17 protein-coding genes and 2 tRNA genes are annotated in these 20,213 nt (G+C 43.2%); 16 read left to right on the top strand and 3 right to left on the bottom strand.

Translation table 11 applies throughout. The features are described 5' to 3' along the window. Positions 1-13: 13 nt before the first annotated feature. The gene (locus tag FHG64_RS06740) at positions 14-1,108 is read right to left on the bottom strand and encodes a hypothetical protein (RefSeq protein WP_139065702.1); all 1,095 of its coding nucleotides are present in this window, start codon (positions 1,106-1,108) and stop codon (positions 14-16) included. A 116-nt stretch (positions 1,109-1,224) separates the two neighbouring features. On the opposite strand from FHG64_RS06740, the gene proS reads away from it, so the two are divergent. The 4 genes from proS to rpsT all read left to right on the top strand — a co-directional run bounded on the left by proS (position 1,225) and on the right by rpsT (position 3,400). Next, positions 1,225-2,703, top strand: coding sequence for a proline--tRNA ligase (gene proS, locus FHG64_RS06735; protein WP_139065701.1), 1,479 nt, complete (start codon positions 1,225-1,227; stop codon positions 2,701-2,703). 193 nt (positions 2,704-2,896) lie between these two features. After that, a tRNA-Glu gene (locus tag FHG64_RS06730) sits at positions 2,897-2,968 on the top strand. Between the two features lie 81 nt (positions 2,969-3,049). Beyond that, positions 3,050-3,121: transfer RNA gene (locus tag FHG64_RS06725), tRNA-Glu, on the top strand. A 30-nt stretch (positions 3,122-3,151) separates the two neighbouring features. Beyond that, positions 3,152-3,400 (top strand): 30S ribosomal protein S20, encoded by a 249-nt coding sequence (rpsT, locus tag FHG64_RS06720; RefSeq protein ID WP_139065700.1) that lies wholly within the window; start codon positions 3,152-3,154, stop codon positions 3,398-3,400. Between the two features lie 1,135 nt (positions 3,401-4,535). Here the strand turns inward: rpsT and yihA are convergent. Beyond that, a complete protein-coding gene (yihA, locus tag FHG64_RS06715; RefSeq protein ID WP_139065699.1) occupies positions 4,536-5,141 on the bottom strand; it encodes a ribosome biogenesis GTP-binding protein YihA/YsxC in 606 nt (201 codons plus the stop codon). A 9-nt stretch (positions 5,142-5,150) separates the two neighbouring features. Continuing rightward, positions 5,151-5,915 (bottom strand): alpha/beta fold hydrolase, encoded by a 765-nt coding sequence (locus FHG64_RS06710; protein ID WP_139065698.1) that lies wholly within the window; start codon positions 5,913-5,915, stop codon positions 5,151-5,153. Between the two features lie 288 nt (positions 5,916-6,203). Between FHG64_RS06710 and mraZ the strand changes: the two genes are divergently transcribed. The 12 genes from mraZ (at position 6,204) to ftsA (ending at position 20,189) form a co-directional block, all read left to right on the top strand. Beyond that, positions 6,204-6,671 carry a division/cell wall cluster transcriptional repressor MraZ gene (gene mraZ / locus FHG64_RS06705; protein WP_139065697.1) on the top strand — a complete coding sequence of 156 codons (468 nt, stop codon included), beginning with the start codon at positions 6,204-6,206 and terminating at the stop codon, positions 6,669-6,671. Beyond that, positions 6,658-7,554 (top strand): 16S rRNA (cytosine(1402)-N(4))-methyltransferase RsmH, encoded by an 897-nt coding sequence (gene rsmH, locus FHG64_RS06700; RefSeq protein WP_139065696.1) that lies wholly within the window; start codon positions 6,658-6,660, stop codon positions 7,552-7,554. The genes mraZ and rsmH overlap by 14 nt, the downstream gene beginning before the upstream one ends. 38 nt (positions 7,555-7,592) lie before the next feature. Continuing rightward, a complete protein-coding gene (locus tag FHG64_RS06695) occupies positions 7,593-7,910 on the top strand; it encodes an FtsL-like putative cell division protein (protein ID WP_139065695.1) in 318 nt (105 codons plus the stop codon). Positions 7,911-7,917: 7 nt separating this feature from the next. Next, positions 7,918-9,924, top strand: coding sequence for a penicillin-binding protein (locus FHG64_RS06690; protein ID WP_139065694.1), 2,007 nt, complete (start codon positions 7,918-7,920; stop codon positions 9,922-9,924). After that, a complete protein-coding gene (locus tag FHG64_RS06685; protein WP_139065693.1) occupies positions 9,921-11,384 on the top strand; it encodes a UDP-N-acetylmuramoyl-L-alanyl-D-glutamate--2,6-diaminopimelate ligase in 1,464 nt (487 codons plus the stop codon). Before FHG64_RS06690 ends, FHG64_RS06685 begins: the two co-directional genes overlap by 4 nt. Before the next feature lie 30 nt (positions 11,385-11,414). Continuing rightward, positions 11,415-12,656, top strand: coding sequence for a phospho-N-acetylmuramoyl-pentapeptide-transferase (gene mraY, locus FHG64_RS06680; protein WP_139065692.1), 1,242 nt, complete (start codon positions 11,415-11,417; stop codon positions 12,654-12,656). Positions 12,657-12,841: 185 nt separating this feature from the next. Further along, complete coding sequence (gene murD, locus FHG64_RS06670) at positions 12,842-14,185, top strand: UDP-N-acetylmuramoyl-L-alanine--D-glutamate ligase (RefSeq protein WP_139065690.1); 1,344 nt, start codon at positions 12,842-12,844, stop codon at positions 14,183-14,185. Positions 14,186-14,429: 244 nt separating this feature from the next. Continuing rightward, positions 14,430-15,632, top strand: a complete 1,203-nt coding sequence (locus FHG64_RS06665) for an FtsW/RodA/SpoVE family cell cycle protein (protein WP_139065689.1) — start codon at positions 14,430-14,432, stop codon at positions 15,630-15,632. Then, on the top strand, positions 15,629-16,720 hold the full coding sequence (murG, locus tag FHG64_RS06660) for an undecaprenyldiphospho-muramoylpentapeptide beta-N-acetylglucosaminyltransferase (protein ID WP_139065688.1): 1,092 nt from the start codon (positions 15,629-15,631) through the stop codon (positions 16,718-16,720). The genes FHG64_RS06665 and murG overlap by 4 nt, the downstream gene beginning before the upstream one ends. A gap of 60 nt (positions 16,721-16,780) precedes the next feature. Then, positions 16,781-18,136 carry a UDP-N-acetylmuramate--L-alanine ligase gene (gene murC, locus FHG64_RS06655; protein WP_139065687.1) on the top strand — a complete coding sequence of 452 codons (1,356 nt, stop codon included), beginning with the start codon at positions 16,781-16,783 and terminating at the stop codon, positions 18,134-18,136. Next, complete coding sequence (locus FHG64_RS06650; RefSeq protein ID WP_139065686.1) at positions 18,126-18,842, top strand: cell division protein FtsQ/DivIB; 717 nt, start codon at positions 18,126-18,128, stop codon at positions 18,840-18,842. Before murC ends, FHG64_RS06650 begins: the two co-directional genes overlap by 11 nt. 3 nt (positions 18,843-18,845) lie before the next feature. Then, positions 18,846-20,189: a cell division protein FtsA gene (ftsA, locus tag FHG64_RS06645; RefSeq protein WP_139065685.1), complete on the top strand. Its 1,344-nt coding sequence runs from the start codon at positions 18,846-18,848 to the stop codon at positions 20,187-20,189. The last annotated feature ends 24 nt before the right edge of the window (positions 20,190-20,213 follow it).

Raw genomic sequence — 20,213 nt, 5'->3', positions numbered from 1 at the left:
CGTTAGGAGATCATTAGTTTCCTCTTCCTCTACTGGAGGTTCCTCCTGAAGATGATCTTCCACCGCCGGAACTTCTTACAGAACCAGAACTTCTGGTCGAGGTTGGTGCACTTCTTACAGTATTACTACGTGTTTGTGCAGGCCTGGAGTACGTATTATTGCTCCTGTTACTACGTGCATCAAAGACACGTGACCTATTGGAAGTGTTATAGTTTTGATTGCTCCTTGTATATTCCCTGGATACTGCTCTTCTTGTAAGGCCGTAATTATCGTTACTACCTCTAAGGTTTCTGATACTTCTTGAGTAGCTTGTGGCCCTGCCTCGTGAATCTATTGCAGCGGCATTCCTTATAGAAGATCCGCTTCGGTTCCTGTTTTGATAATAGGATGCTGCATCCCTGCGCCCTGTATTATAAGCGACGTTTTGTCTAAAGCTGTTGTACCTGTTACCATAGTAGTTGTATGGATTATACCAGCCACCACCGTGAAAGAAAGGGTGTGCACCCCACATTCCGAATCCCATGCTCCAGCCGGGTCCCCAGAATCCTCTGCCCATTCCAAATCCCCATCCTGAACCATAGAATCCTCCCCAGCGAGGTCCCCAAAAACCGGGTCCCCAATGTCCGGGCCCCCAGAATCCGGGTCCCCAAAACGGGTCAAATCCGTACATGGCGCCACCCCAAAAGGGATCCCACATACCCATTCCCCAGCCTCCGTAGAAACCGGTGTTGTATATGTTTACTGCATAAGAATCTGGATCTTCACCCCATGGTGCATTTGGACGGTAGCCCTGGCTCTGGGCTCCTTCTTCATACTGTCCCTGCGAAGTGTAAGACTCAACATCGGTAAATATCATATCATCTGCAAGAACGTTCCCGTAAAGGGCTGCTTCTTCAGCAAATAAGTTTTTATAGTAACTGCTGCCGCTATTATCTTGGGTTGCATTTTGCTGTCGGTCGTATCCACGCTGGTTCGTACGATTTGACTCACCATAAATCCCGTCCTGGTTGCCGGTATACTGGTAAGAACTACAAGATGCCAACAAAAGAAAAGACACAGGAGCTAGAAACAATAATAGTTTTCTTCTGGTAGTTTTAAAAAGTGCCATTAGCTGTGTATTTTATTGTTGAACATTACAAAAATAGTTAGTTTTGCGCTAACTAGTTGTACCTTTAACAAAGACACAACGTTTAAGAATTCACAACATTTGTGCCAAAAAAAGATATGGGTAAAAAATTAACCGCGCGTAAAGAAGACTATTCCAAATGGTATAATGAATTGGTTGTCAATGCCGACCTTGCTGAGAATTCAGCTGTAAGAGGGTGTATGGTAATAAAGCCATATGGCTATGCGATCTGGGAGAAAATGCAGGCAGAACTGGATAGGATGTTCAAGGAATCTGGCCATCAAAATGCATATTTTCCTCTTTTCGTTCCAAAAAGCCTTTTTGAAGCAGAAGAAAAGAATGCTGAGGGTTTTGCTAAAGAATGTGCCGTGGTTACTCACTACAGGCTTAAAACAGATCCTAATGACAACTCAAAGTTAATTGTAGACCCTGAAGCTAAACTGGAGGAGGAGCTTATCGTGAGACCAACTTCAGAGGCTATTATTTGGAACACTTATAAAGGCTGGATACAGTCGTACAGGGATTTACCAATTTTAATAAACCAGTGGGCCAATGTGGTGCGCTGGGAAATGAGGACAAGGCTATTTCTAAGGACTGCTGAATTTCTTTGGCAGGAAGGTCATACGGCCCATGCTACAAAGGCTGAGGCTATCGGCGAAGCTGAATTGATGAATAATATCTATGCAGAATTTGTCGAGAATTTCATGGCTATCCCTGTTATTAAAGGGACAAAGAGTGAAAACGAGCGTTTTGCAGGAGCTGTAGAAACCTATTGTATAGAAGCATTAATGCAGGACGGGAAAGCTCTGCAGGCGGGAACATCTCATTTCCTTGGCCAGAATTTCGCCAAGGCTTTTGATGTGAAGTTTGCATCAAAGGAAGGAAACCTCGAACATGTATGGGCAACATCCTGGGGTGTGTCTACCAGGTTGGTTGGAGCTCTTATAATGACCCATAGTGATGATAACGGCCTGGTATTGCCTCCTTCGCTTGCGCCAATCCAGGTGGTAATTGTACCTATATATAAGGGAGATGACCAACTGGCTCAAATTTCAGAAGTGGCAAATGATATAGCATCCAAATTACGTGCTGCAGGAGTATCAGTGAAATATGATGACAGGGATACTCAAAAGCCCGGGTGGAAATTTGCCCAGTATGAATTACAGGGAGTGCCTGTAAGGCTTGCGATAGGCCCTAAAGATCTTGAGAAAGGGAATGTAGAACTGGCACGAAGGGATACCTTAACCAAGGAAGTGGTTTCCCAGGAAGATGTTGTTGGGATTGTGACAGGGTTAATGACCACAATACAGGAAAATCTTTTTTCAAGGGCAAAGAATTATCGTGATGAACACATCTCAAAAGTTGACAGCTTTGATGAGTTCAAGGAAGTGCTTAAAACTAAAGGAGGATTCCTCTCTGCTCACTGGGATGGTACTTCTGAAACAGAAAAAGCGATCAAGGACAGGACCAAGGCTACTATTCGTTTAATACCTATAGAAGGAGAAAAGGAAGCCGGCCAGTGCGTGTTTAGTGGGAAACCATCACAGCAAAGGGTGTTATTTGCAAAGGCATACTAAGGAATTTATAATTTTGATAATTTTTGAGGGCAAATTATCTTTGCAACCTCAAAAAAGTTCTTATTTTTGTGGCCCGGAAACGGGGTTGAGCAAGGCTGAAAGTTTAATTCTAATATTTTTAGAAAATTTTTGTTCAACATTTGCGGCATTCAAAAATAGTTGTATTTTTGCATCCGCATTTAAAACAAAAAATGGTCCGTTCGTCTAGGGGTTAGGACGCCAGGTTTTCATCCTGGTAACAGGGGTTCGATTCCCCTACGGACTACGAAAGGCAACTAAGTTGCAATGTTCTGTGTAAAAGCAGGAATGTCTGCCCAAAAGCAGGCTCCTTTTTGAAATGATTAATGGTCCGTTCGTCTAGGGGTTAGGACGCCAGGTTTTCATCCTGGTAACAGGGGTTCGATTCCCCTACGGACTACAATAAAAAATTAATTTAATAGTATTTGTAATGGCAAATCATAAGTCGGCGTTAAAGAGAATTCGTAGCAATGAGACCAAACGTCTTAGAAATCGCTACCAGCATAAAACTACCAGAAACGCTATTAAAAGGTTACGTGAGGCTGAAAAGAAGGAGGCAGAGACCTTATATCCATCTGTTGTATCTATGATAGATAAATTGGCCAAGAATAATATTATTCACGACAACAAGGCATCAAACTTAAAGTCAAAGTTAGCTAAACACGTAGCTGCACTTTAAGAAAAACAGTGTTCAATTTATATCGAGAACTGTTGAAGGCTTCTGCTTTCAACAGTTTTTTTGTTGGGGTAAATTTGATGTGTTTCTTCCCTAAAGCTTAAGGGATTTAATTATTTTTTCCGGAAGCCAATAACATTAAGATTACGCGGATTTTGGCGGATTACACGGAAAGTATTTTCCTCATTTTTTGTCATCCTGCGGAGCGTTTTTTGCGCAACTTAGGATCTCTCCTCATTTAAATTCTTGTTTTTAGTCATTCTGCGGAGCCCATTTCACGCCAATACTGGTCTCTCCTCATTTTTATCATCCAGCGAAACGCTTTTTTGCGCCAATACTGGCCTCTCCTCATTTTTTGTCATCCTGCGGAGCGCTTTTTCGCGCGACTAAGGATCTCTGGCGATAGTAAATTTTGTTCGTTTCCTATAAAATAATTGCGGAAGGAGAAGCGAATGTTTGGATCTTAAGATGTCCTGTAAATGGTCTTTGTACTTTGGGCTGTCACTTCCCGCTGCACCGACTGTTGGGATTCTTCACTTCGTTCAGAATGACAAAATATGGTTTCTTGTCATCCTGCGGAGCGCTTTTTTGCGTGACTAAGGATTTCTCCATTTTTTGTAATCTTGCGGAGCGCTTTTTCGCGCGACTTAGGATCTCTGGCGGAATCAAATTTTTCTTGATTATCTGAAAGATTTTCCGGAATGAAAAGCGAATGTTTGGATTTCAGCATGTCCGGGAAATGGTCTTTGTACTTTGGACTGTCTCTTCCCGCTGCACCGACTGTTGGGATTCTTCACTTCGTTCAGAATGACAAATTATTGTTTTTTGTCCTTCTTTATTTAACTCATCGCGCAACTAAGTAGCTCTGGCGGCACCAAATTTTGTTAGTTTCCTATAAAGTAATTGCGGAAGGAGAAGCGAATATGTATTTTGTGATGTCCTGAAAAGGAAGCTTATGCTGTCTAGAAACCCTTCCTACTGCACCTATTGCAATCCCGGAAGCCATCGATCGGTATTCACTACGTTCAGGAGGACCGGATAAGGTGATAGGCCATTTTTTTTTGTCCAGACTCTAGCCTCTAGATTCCATTATAAAAAGTCTTGTCTCTTGTCTCTTGTCTCTTGATTCTAACAAGAATTACTCTCCTTTAAACTGCGAATTAATCCCATCTATATACTCCAGCACTTCTTCCTGTCCCACGCCGTTTTCTGCAGATGTTATAAAGTATTGCGGCATCTCCATCCAGGTTTCGAGCATCTTTGACTTGTAATATTCTACATTTCTCTCCAGCGCTTTCGGTTTAAGTTTGTCGGCCTTGGTGAAGATGATACAAAAAGGGATCTCGTGTTCTCCCAGCCATTCCATGAATTCCAGATCTATGGCTTGTGGCTCATGCCTGCTGTCTATAAGTACAAATGCGCAAAGCATTTGCCTTCGTTTCTCGAAATACTGGGTTATGAATTTTTGGAATGTTTTCTTGATGCTTTTTGAAACCCTGGCATAACCATAGCCGGGTAGATCTACAAGGTGCCATTCCTTATTGATCAAAAAATGATTGATAAGCTGTGTTTTTCCTGGACGGCCCGAGGTTTTTGCAAGGCTTTTACGGCCTGTGAGCATGTTTATAAGGGAAGATTTGCCTACGTTACTCCTGCCAATGAAAGCATATTCGGGTAAGCTGCTGTCCGGGCACTTTTCAACATCGCTGTTGCTTATAACAAATTCGGCAGATTTGATCTTCATGTGTAGTTTCTAGAAGTTCCTCTTTTGAAGCCATTTGTACAGGATCTCATTAAATTCCTCTGGGTGTTCCATCATGGCTGCATGTCCGCACTTGTCAATCCAGTAGAGGTTTGAGTCTGGTAGTAGCCTGTCAAAATCTTCAGCTACTTCCGGTGGGGTCACATTGTCATTCTTCCCCCAGATGATGCAGGTAGGAGTATGCATTTTTGGAAGGTCCTTGGCCATGTTGTGACGTATGGCACTCTTCGCGATAGCGAGCGTTTTGATCAACTTGTTACGGTCGCTTACCGTTACATAAACTTCATCTACAATTTCCTTGGTTGCCACTGCAGGATCATAAAAAACATTCTGGGCCTTTTTCTTGATGAATTCGTAATCACCCCTGCGAGGGTAGCTTTCACCCATTGCATTCTCATAAAGGCCGGAACTTCCGGTTATGACCAATCCCTTTAAAATTTCAGGATACATTTTGGTCGCAAGAAGAGCAATATGCCCGCCCAGGGAATTTCCCAGCAAGATGACCTCTTTATATCCCTTGTAATCCACAAAATCCTTTAGGTATTTTGCAAATGTTTGAACACTTGTTTTTAAGAGGGACATGGTGTAAAGGGGTAGCTCCGGTATTACAATCTTATAGCCTTTTTGAGGAAAAAAATCCACCACGCCGTCAAAATTGCTCAATCCGCCCATTAGCCCATGCAAAATAACGATTGGAGTGCCTTCACCTTCTTCGAGATAGGTAAATCCTCCGTCTTGCTGTAATTTATTCTTCATTGATGGCCTTTGCAGTTAGCAATCGCAAATATAGCGATTTCAGTACAAGTATAAGCATTTTTAGGAAATACACTAATCATTTGTTTAAAGCTTTTATGGATAAAACCATCTAAAAAAAGCCTTAAAAGTGACGAAAATTTCGCTGATTTACCAAGGTCCTGAATTCCACAGAAGTAGCGCTATTAACTAGTCTTTCAGCAGAATAGGTGGAGAAACTTATCAACAAAGTGGTAAAAAGTGGTAAATTGTGGTAATAATTTCAATATATTTGAAACTATAAACAAACCAGTGGTAAATCTCATAGGGACATACGAATGTAAAGTAGATGCCAAGGGCCGGTTAATGGTCCCTGCTCCATTGAAAAAGCAGTTATCACCTATGTTGCAGGATGGGTTTGTTTTAAAACGCGCGGTTTTTCAGCCGTGTTTGGAGTTGTACCCAATGGAGCGGTGGGATAAAATGATGTCAAAGATAAACGCCCTGAATCCTTTTGTTAAGAAAAATAATGATTTTATAAGAGTGTTTACTGCAGGGGTAAAAACTGTGGAGGTAGATACCAACGGCAGGTTGTTGATCCCTAAAGATCTCATTGCTTTTGCCGGGATCGATAAGGAGATTGTTCTATCATCTTCTGCGGGAATCATTGAGGTATGGGATAAGGATAAATATGAAGCAACGCTCGATGCTACTGCCGGGGATTTTGGGTCGTTGGCCGAGGATGTAATGGGAAATATAGATTTTGATGGATTATCATAAACCTGTCTTATTAAGAGAATCTGTAGATGGTTTAAATATTAAGCCAGATGGGGTTTATGTGGATGTGACATTTGGCGGTGGAGGGCACTCCCGGGAGATCCTTTCCCAATTGGGGGAGAAGGGCAGGCTTCTGGCTTTTGACCAGGACCTTGATGCTCTTGAAAATAAAATAGATGACCCCAGGTTTACGCTCATCAATGAGAACTTTAGATTCATTAAAAGATTTCTTCGGTTCCATGGGGTAAAGGAAGTAGATGGGATTCTTGGGGATTTTGGGGTTTCTTCTCATCAATTCAATGTGGCAGAGAGAGGTTTTTCAACCCGGTTTGAGGCAAAGCTGGATATGAGAATGAACCAAAATAGCGCTCTTAGTGCTTATGAGGTTATTAATGAGTATGGTGAGGAGCAGTTAAGAAAGCTCTTTTATGAATATGCAGATCTTAAGAATGCGCCACGACTGGCATCAGAAATTGTAAAAGCAAGGGAGGCCGCGCCTATAGAAAGTAGTGAGAGGCTTAACGAGGTTTTAAGGCCGTTCCTTTTCAAGGAGAAAGAGCACAAGATCCTCGCCCAGATCTACCAGGCAATTAGGATTGAAGTAAACCAGGAGATAGAGGCATTAAAGGAATTCTTGTTGCAAACCGAGGAGTTGGTGAAGAAAAATGGAAGACTAAGCCTTATTTCTTACCACTCGCTTGAAGACAGGCTGGTAAAACGGTATATACGCAGCGGACTTTTTGAAGGGGAGCCGGAAAAGGATTTCTACGGAAATATCTCGGTACCATTTAAAAAAGTAAAGGGGCTCATAGTTCCTTCAGCTGAAGAGATCGCAGATAACAGCAGGGCTCGAAGTGCCAAATTAAGAATAGCGAAGAAATTATAGTAAATCTTTAGAGCCGCAAGGTTCAGTAAAAACTAAAGATGAAAAAAGGGTTTTATAACATCTTAAAGGCAAAGTTTCTTATAAGCAGTGATGCTGTACAAAACTGGCGCTTTATAGTTTTTTGTACCCTGCTGGCAATAGTGATGATCGCATCCTCTCATAGTGCTGAAAGAAAAGTGCACAGGATCGCAGGACTCAATCATGAGGTAAGGGAATTGAAGAATGAATTTGTTGATGTGCGCTCTGCCCTTATGAAATTAAAAATGGAATCTACCCTCACGGGAAAAATGAAAGGGAGGGGGATCGCCCCATCTGAGACCCCTCCTTATAAAATTAAGATCAAAGTAAATAAATAGATCTGCTGTGGCAACTACAGAGAAGCACATACTTAACCGTCTCTACATCATTGCAGGATGCATGTTCATCTTTGCGGTGGCGGTAGCTGTGCAGTTGCTTAATATTCAAATTGTTGAGGGGGAGAGGTACAACCAGCTTGCAGAGGAGCGTACCTATCGCAATTTCACCATTCCCGCCAACCGCGGAAATTTATATGATACCAACGGCAATCTGCTTGCTACTTCTATTTCTAAATACGACATAAGATTTGATGCAGTAACGGTTACAGATAAGAATTTCGAAGAGAATATCACAGCCCTCTCCAGGGAGCTTTCCAATATGCTGGGTCAAACTCCGGCTCACTGGTCTCAAAAGCTGCGTACAGCACGGGTGAACAAGAACAGGTATTTGCTTATCACCAGGAACCTGGGATATACAGATTATATGAAGTTGAAAAGCTTCCCTATGTTCAAACTTGGTACATATAAAGGAGGAATGATCACAGAGCAGCGCACGGTAAGGGAGCATCCGCTTGGGGCTATGGCTGCCAGGACGGTTGGTTATGAGCGTAAGGATGATCAGGGTTTCTATACCCGGGTGGGTCTCGAAGGCGCTTTTGGGCCTTTCCTGGAAGGGAAAGATGGTCACCGGCTTAAACAAAAGATAGCAAAGGGACAATGGAAGCCAATAAGTGATAATAATGAAGTGGAGCCAAAGGATGGGTACGATGTTATCTCCACGATAGATGTAAATATTCAGGACATTGCTCACCACGCCTTACTGGCCCAGCTGGAAAAATATGAGGCAGATCATGGTACTGTGGTGGTGATGGAAACAAAAACCGGAGAGATCAAAGCTATCTCCAATCTGGGGCGCACCTCCAAGGGTACCTACTATGAAAAACTAAACTATGCTGTTGGGGAAACCCACGAGCCCGGGTCTACTTTCAAGCTAATGGCGATGATCGTTGCCCTGGAAGATAAGGTAATAGATACCAGTACAGTGGTAGATACCGAAAATGGGATTATGACCATTCGTCGCAACTATGTACGTGATTCCAAAAGAGGGGGCTATGGTAAAATTTCTGCAGGACGTGCATTTGAGGTTTCCTCGAACGTTGGGATCGTGAAACTTATCTATGATAACTATAAGGATAAACCTCAAAAGTTTATCGACGGGCTAAACAGGATGAATTTGAATGAGCCGTTGGGCCTATCCATTAAAGGAGAAGGAGCGCCATATATTCCAACCCCGGGAGATAAAACCTGGAGCGCCTTATCCCTCCCGTGGATGGCCTATGGATATGGTAGTATTCAAATTACGCCATTGCAAACCCTTACTTTCTATAATGCAGTTGCAAATGGAGGGGTGATGGTGAAGCCGCGATTTATCAAGGAAATTAAGGAGTGGGATAAGACAATCGTAAAAAATGACCTTACAGTCATCAATCCTTCGATTGCCTCTGCTGAAACGATTTCTAAGGTGCAGGAAATGCTGAAGAATGTGGTGGAAAAAGGTACGGGAAAAAGCCTTTACTCCCCAAATTTCTCCATGGCCGGAAAAACGGGTACAGCCCAAACCGAATACTGGATGCCAGACTGGCAATCGAACCGAAGGTATATTTCCTCTTTCGTAGGTTATTTCCCTGCTGAAGATCCCAAGTACACAAGTATTGTGATAATCCACAAACCAAAAGTAAGCACAGGATATTACGGCGCCGATGTTTCAGGGCCGGTGTTCAAACGCATAGCCCAGAAGATCTATACAGATACCCCGGTTGAAGATGAGATAGAGTCCCTGGACATCCAAAACGAACTCATCTTAAATGATTTTGAAAAATATTACACCACCTCCCAAAATGAAAAGAGGTTAATGCCAGATGTAAAAGGGATGCCGGTTATGGATGCTATGTCCATTCTTGAGAACCTGGGGCTGGATGTAAAGGTAAATGGGAATGGTTATGTGAAAGATCAATCCATAGCACCTGGAGAAAAAATTAAGACCAAACAAAAAGTAGCACTTATATTAAGTTGAAAAGTTTAAAGGACATATTATATAAAGTACCAATGGAAGCCGTGGCGGGAAGCACGGCAGTGATAGTTAATGAAATTCACTTTGATTCCCGCAGGGTGCAGTTGAATGATGTTTTTGTAGCGGTGAGAGGTACCGTGGTCGATGGCCACCAGTATATCACCACTGCGGTTAAAAATGGTGCCCTGGCTGTGATATGTGAAGAATTGCCTTCAAATATCGTAAATGGGGTAACCTATGTGCAGGTTGCAAATTCCCAGACTGCCCTGGCTTACATGGCTGCAAATTTTTATGACAATCCTTCAGCAAATCTAAAACTTGTGGGGGTTACCGGTACCAATGGTAAAACCACTATCGCCACCCTGTTGTATAACCTCTTTACAAAAGCAGGTTTCAAAGTGGGGCTTTTGTCAACAGTAAAAGTTATGGTAGCAGAGCAGGAATACCCTGCAACCCATACCACCCCAGACTCTCTTACCATCAATTCTTATTTGCATAAGATGAACCTGGAAGGGGTAGAGTTCTGCTTTATGGAGGTGAGCTCTCACGGGATCGCTCAAAAACGTACGGCTGCATTGCAATTTGCGGGCGCCATCTTTACAAACCTTTCTCACGACCATCTTGATTACCATAAAGACTTTGCTGAATACCGGGATGTCAAGAAGGTGCTTTTTGATGAGCTGCCATCATCGGCTTTTGCCCTTGTAAATGTTGATGATAAGAACGGACAGGTGATGATGCAAAATACCAAAGCAAAGAAATATACCTACGCTTTAAAATCCTATGCAGATTATAACGCGCAAATCCTGGAAAACCAGTTTAGCGGCTTGTTGTTAAAGCTTAATGGACATGAGGTTTGGTCTAAACTTATTGGAAATTTCAATGCCTATAATATCCTGGCGATCTACGCAACGGGAGAGTTGTTAGGGCTTGATGTTCAGGAAAATTTGCGCATCATAAGTGAATTGGAATCTGTAAGCGGCCGGTTCCAATATGTGGTCACTCCAAAGAAGGTGACGGCTATAGTGGATTATGCCCACACCCCAGATGCTTTAAAGAATGTACTGGAAACCATTAACTCCATAAGGACCAAAAATGAGGAATTGATCACAGTTGTAGGCTGTGGGGGAGACAGGGATAAGACCAAAAGGCCGGTTATGGGTCATATAGCCTCAGCTTTAAGTACAAAAGTGATCTTCACCAGTGATAATCCCAGGACAGAGGATCCTGAGAAAATCCTGGAAGAGATGGAACAGGGGGTAGAGCCGCAAAATTTTAAAAAGACAATGGCTGTTGTGAACAGGAAACAGGCGATCAAAACCGCCTGCCAGATGGCACAGCCCAATGATATAATCCTTATTGCCGGAAAAGGCCATGAGACTTACCAGGAAATAAATGGTAAGCGAACAGATTTTGATGATTTCAAGATCGTAAGTGAATTTTTAACTCAGTTGGAAAAATAACCATCCCTGCAGGGGTGCCGTAAAGAAGATATGTTATACTATTTATTCAAATTCCTGGATGAGAACTATGATATCCCCGGCACGGGGCTGTTTGAATTTATTTCATTCCGCTCTGCCATGGCTATTATCTTCTCCTTGGGAATCTCTACTATTTACGGTAAAAAGATCATTAATTACCTGCTAAGGAAACAAGTAGGAGAAAGCGTGCGTGACCTTGGTTTGAAAGGTCAGAGTGAAAAGGCAGGAACCCCTACCATGGGTGGGTTGATAATTATCATCGCTACCCTTATCCCGGTGCTGCTTTTTGCAAGACTGGACAATATTTATGTGATCCTGCTTATTGTGACCACCCTATGGATGGGGACTATTGGGTTTATAGATGATTACATAAAAACCTTTAAGAAAGATAAAGAAGGCCTTAGCGGAAAATTTAAGGTAATAGGCCAGGTAGGCCTTGGGCTTATTGTAGGTGCTACTATGTATTTCCATCCCGGGATCACTGTGAAGGAAGAAACAAATGTGCCGGCAATAAGGAATACCCAATTCGTGGAACAGGCCCAGGAGGCCTCCAGTGCAGCAGGCCCCGGCACCAAGAGTACCACCACGACTATTCCTTTTGTAAAAAATAATGAATTTGATTATGCCAGCCTTATCACCTGGATAAATCCAAACCTGGTAAGTTACGCCTGGCTTATTTTCATTCCCATAGTAATCTTTATTGTGACAGCCGTATCGAATGGCGCAAACCTTACAGATGGAATTGACGGTCTCGCCGCAGGTTCCTCGGCAATCATCGTGCTCACCCTGGGGATCTTTGCATGGGTATCGGGTAACATCATCTTTTCAGATTATCTCAACATTATGTACATCCCCAGTTCGGGGGAAATGACCATATATATCACCGCCTTAGCAGGGGCATTAGTGGGGTTCCTATGGTATAACACTTTTCCTGCCCAGGTTTTTATGGGAGACACAGGAAGCCTTACCATTGGAGGGATAATCGCGGTGCTGGCCATAGCAACAAGAAAAGAATTGCTGATCCCTATTCTCTGCGGAATCTTCCTTGTGGAAAATCTATCGGTAGTGCTGCAGGTAACCTGGTTCAAGATCACCAAAAGAAAATACGGAGAAGGCAGAAGGATATTTTTAATGTCCCCGCTGCATCATCATTATCAAAAATTAGGATTACACGAAAGCAAGATAGTTGTAAGATTCTGGATCGTTGGAATTTTCCTGGCCATCGTAACAGTAGTAACGTTGAAGGTTAGGTAATCCTGTAGAGACGCAGCACGCTGCGTCTTCAAGAGACAAGAGACAAGAGACAAGAGACAAGAGACAAGAGACAAGAGACAAGAGACAAGAGACAAGAGACAAGAGACAAGAGACAAGAGACAAGAGACAAGAACAAAGAACAAAATAACACCAAACACCAAACACCAAACACCAAACACAACACAATGACAACAAAACAAAAAATAGCAATTCTTGGAGCCGGCGAAAGCGGGGTGGGGACGGCTGTTTTGGCGTTGAAGCAGGGGTTCGAGGTTTTTGTTTCAGATCGTGGAAGGATTAAGGAGAAATACAAGAATAAGCTCGGAGAAATAGGAGTAGAGTGGGAAGAGGAGATACATTCAGAAGAAAGGATACTTTCCGCAGATGTGGTGATGAAAAGCCCCGGTATACCAGATACTGCTCCATTGGTGGTGAAGTTGAAAGAAAAGAATATTCCTGTGATCTCAGAGATAGAATTTGCAGGTAAATATACAGATGCTACCATCATTGGTATTACAGGTAGCAACGGCAAGACCACTACCACAAAATGGACGTACCATATCCTTAAAAATGCAGGTTTGAATGTTGGTATGGCGGGGAATGTAGGTGATAGTTTTGCCCTGCAGGTAGCAGAGACAAACGTTGATTATTATGTTCTGGAACTTAGCAGTTTTCAGCTGGACGGGATTGAGAGTTTCAGGCCGCATATTTCAGCTATTGTCAATATTACTCCAGACCATCTGGACAGGTACAACTATAACCTTGAGGAATATGTAGCCTCAAAATTCAGAATAACAAAGAATCAAACAGAAGAGGATTTCTTTATATATGACAGTGATGATGAGCTTATCAAATCCTGGCTTAAAGATCATCCTGTAAAGGCTAAGGAGTTGCCATTCTCTGTAAGCCAAAAACTTGAAAATGGCGCCTATTTAGAAGATAACAACATTAAAATAACTACACAAAACACCCAATTTATTATGCCTAAATCGTCTCTAGCACTTGAAGGTCAACACAACACCAAAAATGCGATGGCTGCCTCAACCATAGCCCAGTTATTAAGAATAAGAAAAGAGACCATACGTGCCAGTATGGAGAGCTTCCAGGGAGTTGAACATCGCCTGGAGAAAGTGCTTAAGATCAATAATGTACTTTATATCAATGATTCCAAGGCAACGAATATCAACGCCACTTATTACGCACTGGACAGCATGGACACAGAGACTGTGTGGATAGTTGGGGGGGTGGATAAAGGAAATAATTATGCCGAATTGCTGCCGCTGGTTAATGAAAAAGTAAAGGCGATTATTTGTCTTGGAGTGGACAACTCAAAGATATTTGAGGCGTTTGGTAATTGTGTGGAATTGATGAGTGAGACCCAGTCTATGGCAGAGGCTGTGCAAATGGCCTATAAAATAGCCGATAAAGGTAATGCCGTTTTGCTATCCCCGGCCTGCGCAAGTTTTGACCTGTTCGAGAATTACGAGGACAGGGGGAGGCAGTTTAAGGATGCGGTGAGGAACCTCTAAAGAAGTTAAGAGTTAAGAGTTATGAGTTATGAATTGATAAATTTAATGTAGAGACGCAGCACGCTGCGTCTTCCGGAACCAAGAACCAAGAACCAAGAACCAAGAACCAAGAACCAAGAACCAAGAACCAAGAACCAAGAACCAAGAACCAAGAACCAAGAACCAAGAACCAAGAACAGAGAAACAGGACAAAATAACACCAAACACCAAACACCAAACACCAAACAACAAACACCAACCAGGAATGAGCAGCGTTTTTTCAAATTTAAAGGGAGATAAAGTGATCTGGGCGACAGCCGGATTGCTGGCCCTGTTCTCATTTTTACCGGTGTACAGCTCCAGTAGTAATATCGCATATTTATACGGGGATGGTAGTACTTTTAATTATTTGGTGGTGCATTTCTTTCACCTGTTGCTGGGCTTCTGTTTGTTATATGCTATTCACAGGATCCCTTATCACTATTTCAAAGGCCTTTCGATCTTAATGCTGCCCATTGTGGTGGTATTGTTAATCTATACAATCGCACAGGGAACCACAATCGACGGCTCGTATGCAAGCCGCTGGATACAGATCCCGGTCGTGGGAGTGACCTTCCAGTCTTCCACGCTGGCCGCTGTAGTGCTGCTCATTTATGTAGCTCGATACCTAACCAGGATAGCCGATAAGGAAGTGACCTTTAAAGAAACAATTTTGCCATTATGGATGCCGGTATTTGTTGTGCTTGCCCTCATCCTTCCCGCAAACTTCTCTACCACCGCGATCATTTTTACGATGGTTATTGTGCTGGTGTTTTTGGGAGGATATCCGCTAAGATACATTGGGATCGTTATGGGAGCGGGATTGATTGCTCTAACCTTTTTTATACTTGTAGCCAAGGCATTCCCGGGATTAATGCCCAACAGGGTAGATACATGGACTAGCAGGATAGAAAACTTCTCTAACGGGGAAGATACTGAGGCCGATTACCAGATCGAGAAGGCAAAGATCGCCATCGCACGTGGTGGGGTAGCCGGCGCCGGAATTGGAAAAAGTGTGCAGCGTAATTTCCTGCCACAGTCGTCATCAGATTTTATTTATGCCATCATTGTGGAGGAAATGGGACTTATTGGAGGTTTTGGTGTGATGTTGGCGTATTTAATGTTGTTGTTTAGAATAGTTATTGTAGCTACAAAGGCCGACACTATTTTTGGAAAGCTGGTAGTGATGGGGGTTGGATTGCCCATAGTGTTCCAGGCCCTGGTGAATATGGCTGTAGCGGTGGAATTATTTCCCGTGACCGGCCAAACCCTTCCGCTTATAAGCAGCGGGGGAACATCCATCTGGATGACCTGCCTGGCCCTGGGAATTGTTCTTAGTGTAAGCGCAAAGAGAGAAGAAATTAAAGAATCGGAAGCCAGGGAACACGAGGAGGAGAATCCGTTGGATATTTTAAGTGAAGCCATATGAAGGAACTAAACGTAATAATATCAGGAGGAGGCACCGGGGGTCATATTTATCCCGCAATTTCTATTGCCGATGAGATCAAGAGCAGATATCCCCTGGCAGATATTCTTTTTGTGGGTGCAAAGGATAGAATGGAAATGACTAAAGTGCCAGAAGCAGGTTACCCTATCGAAGGCCTATGGATAAGTGGTATAGACAGGAAATTCTCCCTTAGAAATCTGGCTTTCCCTTTGAAACTGGTGAGCAGCCTTGTAAAGGCAAACCAGATCCTGGGATATTTCAAACCTCATGTGGTGATTGGAACAGGTGGGTTCGCAAGTGGTCCCCTACTTAAAATGGCAAATAATAAGAAGATCCCCACGCTCATACAGGAACAAAATTCCTATCCAGGTATTACCAACAGGATGCTGGGTAAGGAAGCCAATGTGATTTGTACGGCTTATGAAAACCTGGAAAGGTATTTCCCTGCTGAAAAGATTCGGGTAACCGGTAATCCTGTGCGACAGGATATAACGAATATTGATCAAAAGCGGGAAGAAGCCAGGGAGTTTTACGGAACAAAATCGGGTAAAAAGACATTGCTGGTGCTTGGAGGAAGCCTGGGGGCCCGCAAGATCAATAAATTAATAGAAGCCAATCTTGCGTATTTTGAAAGGAATGAAGTGCAGGTAATATGGCAAACAGGTTCCCTTTACTATGATGATTATAAAAAGTTTGATACAGAAACTATCAAAACCTATGCTTTTCTAAACAGGATGGACCTTGCGTATGCCGCGGCAGATGTTATAATCTCGCGTGCCGGTGCGGGTACTGTTTCAGAATTATGTATAGTAGGAAAGCCGGTGCTTTTTATACCCTCCCCCAATGTGGCAGAGGACCATCAGCTTAAAAATGCTATGTCTATTGTAAGTAAAAAGGCGGCATTTATGATTAAGGAGGATGACCTGCTGGGGGAATTTGAAGATACCATAACACTTATGTTGGAGAACAGGGAGGTACAGGAGGAACTATCAGAAAATATTAAAAAGCTGGCGAGGCCTATGGCTACCGCAGCTATTGTAGATGAAATAGAAAAATTCATCAAAGTATGATGAGCGTGAGGTATTTCGGCACAACACCCGGGGTTACTTTATAAAAAGAAGGAGATAATTTTGAAAAAGATAGATAACATACAGAATTTTTACTTTCTCGGCATTGGCGGGATAGGCATGAGTGCCCTTGCACGATATTTTAATGCGCAGGGTAAGAAGGTGGCAGGATATGATAAAACAGCAACAGATCTTACAGCCTCCCTGGAGGAAGAAGGTATAAAGCTTATCCTGGAGGATGAAGTGGCAAAGGTGCCGCAGGCTTTCAAGGATGTGGAGAATACCCTGGTGGTATATACTCCTGCAGTGCCGGCCGACCATAAGCAGTATAATTATTTCAAAAAGAAAGGTTTTAATATTAAGAAACGCGCAGAGGTGCTGGGGATGATCACTAAAGATAAATTCACCCTGGCAGTGGCCGGTACCCATGGAAAGACCACTACCACAGCTATCCTGGGGCATTTGTTGAGCAAGTCTGGCGCTAAGGTAACTGCTTTCCTAGGCGGAATAAGTGAAGATATAAACACCAATCTCATTATGCAGGGAGATGAGGTTATGGTGGTGGAGGCCGATGAGTTTGACAGGTCTTTCCTGAAGCTTTCGCCAAACATCGCGGCGATAACATCTATGGATGCAGATCATTTGGACATCTATGGTGATGCCGAAAAATTAAATGAATCCTTCCGGGATTTTGCTGCCCTTGTTCCTGAAAATGGAAAGCTTTTCATCGCAAATGGACTGGACCTGCCGGGTACAACGGTGGGAGTGAAGGATGATGCAACATATTCAGCTATAAACGTAAAAGTGGACAATGGCACCTATCATTTTGATTTGCGTACACCCACCATTACTATAGATAATTTACAGTGCAATCTACCCGGCAAACACAATTTGCAGAATGCGGTTACGGCCCTGGCAATGGCATTGGAATACGGGGCCCCATCCCCGGAGCTTGCCAGGGCTTTATTTAGTTTTAAAGGAGTAAAACGGAGGTTTTCCTACAGGATCAAAACAAAGGAGCTGGTGCTTATAGATGACTACGCACATCACCCTACAGAGATCGCTGCAGTATACCAGGCCGTTAAGGAAATGCACCCTCGTAAAAAGGTACTGGCGATCTTCCAGCCCCACCTGTTTTCCAGGACCAGGGATTTTGCCGATGACTTTGCTGAAAGTCTCTCAAGGTTTGATGAGGTAAGGCTGCTGGATATTTATCCTGCAAGAGAAAAACCCATAGAAGGAGTGACTTCTGAATGGCTTTTGGACAAAATAGAAAATGAGGATAAAAAGCTGATATCGGAGGGTGATATTGAGAAAGAAATTCGCAATTCACAGGCGAAGGTTGTGGTGATGATGGGTGCAGGTAACATTGGGGAAATGATCAATAAAGTGACTGAAAAACTGGCTAATGAAGATTAATTATAATTACATAAAAGCATTTCTCCTGCTTGCGGCATTGATCTTCCTTTTCGGCTTTGCTGAAAAGAGGAATAACAGCCGGGAAATAAACAAGGTAGAGGTGCAATTTATGGAATTTGAAAACCTGTATGTCACTGAGGAAGCGGTTAATAAATTGTTAATACAAAATAATGTCACTGCTACGGGTGTAGTTAAAGAAACTTTAGATTTGAATAGGGTTGAGAAGGTGCTGCGGGCACATGATATGGTAGAAAATGCCGAGGTTTTTGTTACCCTGGACGGGGTGCTCAAAACCACTATAAATCAGCGCAGGCCAATAGGAAGAGTATTTGGGGCAGAAATTTTTTACGTGGACAGGTTAGGGGATAAGATGCCCCTTTCGCCGTACTATTCTGCCAGGGTTCCCGTGATCACGGGAATTGGGGAAAATGAGATAAAAGAAGTATATCCTTTGCTGGATTTTATTTATAATGATGAATTCCTGCAGCAACACATCACAGGGGTACACAGGAAAACCGGAGGGCATTATGAGCTGGATGTGAGAAAGATGGATTTTGATATATTTTTTGGAAAGGTTGAAAATCTGGATACCAAGTTCAACAATTTCAAGGCGTTTTATAAAAAAGCGCATAAGGACGAATTATTAAATACTTACAAAATGGTGGATCTGCAATTTGGAAATCAGGTTGTATGCACTAAAAAATAAGGTATGGAAGAGAACGACATTGCCGTAGGCCTGGATATTGGAACCACAAAGATAGTGGCCATGATAGGCCGTAAGAATGAATATGGGAAGGTGGAGATCATTGGGATAGGAAAATCCAAAAGTATGGGGGTTCACAGGGGAGTGGTGAATAATATCACCCAAACCATCCAGTCCATTCAACTGGCAATACAGGAAGCAGAAGCAGATAGCGGATTAAAGATTCATGACGTGGTGGTGGGGATAGCCGGCCAGCACATAAGAAGTTTACAACACAGCGATTACATCACCAGGCCAAACCCCGATGAGGTAATTGATAATGATGATATCCATACCCTTTGCAACCAGGTACATAAGCTGGTGATGCTACCGGGAGAGGAGATCATTCACGTGTTGCCACAGGAGTTTAAAGTGGACGGGCAGGCAGAGATCAAGGAGCCAATTGGAATGTATGGTGGCAGGCTGGAAGCCAATTTCCACGTCGTCGTGGGGCAGGTATCCTCCATAAGGAACATTGGAAGATGTGTGAAGAGCGCCGGCCTGGAACTTTCAGCAGTTACCCTCGAGCCACTGGCATCGGCCAACGCGGTTTTGAGCCAGGAGGAAAAGGAAGCGGGAGTTGCTTTAATTGACATAGGAGGTGGTACCACAGACCTTGCGATCTTTAAAGATGGAATAATAAGGCATACCGCCGTTATCCCGTTTGGGGGTAATGTGATCACAGAGGATATCAAGGAAGGCTGTTCCATAATAGAAAAGCAGGCAGAGTTGCTGAAGATAAAATTCGGATCTGCCTGGCCGGGAGAGAATAAAGACAATGAGATAGTTTCCATCCCGGGCCTTAGGGGCAGGGAGCCAAAGGAAATTACCTTGAAGAATCTGTCCAAGATCATTCACGCCCGTGTGGTAGAGATCATTGAGCAGGTATACCTTGAGATCAAGAATTACGGTCACGAGGAGCAAAAGAAAAAATTGATCGCCGGGATGGTGATCACCGGTGGTGGTGCCCAGCTTAAGCATTTAAAGCAGCTGGCTGAATATATCACCGGGATGGATACCAGGATAGGTTATCCAAACGAGCACCTGGCAGGTAACAGCGATTCTGAAACTACCAGCCCGCTTTATGCTACGGCGGTAGGATTGGTGCTTAACAGCCTGGAGCAAAAGAATGCCCGGTTCCAGGAGCAGGTGAATTTAAAACCTGAAGAAAAACCGGCAGAGGAAGTTGCCCGGCAGGAAGAGAGTCAAAATGAGGAGGAATACAGGCAGGAAGAAGAGCGCCGGCCAAAGAAGAGCATTTTTGACAAGTGGGCAGAGAAGTTTAAAGATTTTTTAGATAACGCAGAGTAATAGAGTAGAGAACCAGTAAAACAG

The sequence above is a fragment of the Antarcticibacterium flavum genome (genome assembly GCF_006159205.1).
Lineage (GTDB): Bacteria > Bacteroidota > Bacteroidia > Flavobacteriales > Flavobacteriaceae > Gillisia > Gillisia flava.
This window is presented reverse-complemented; position numbering and strand designations above follow the sequence as displayed.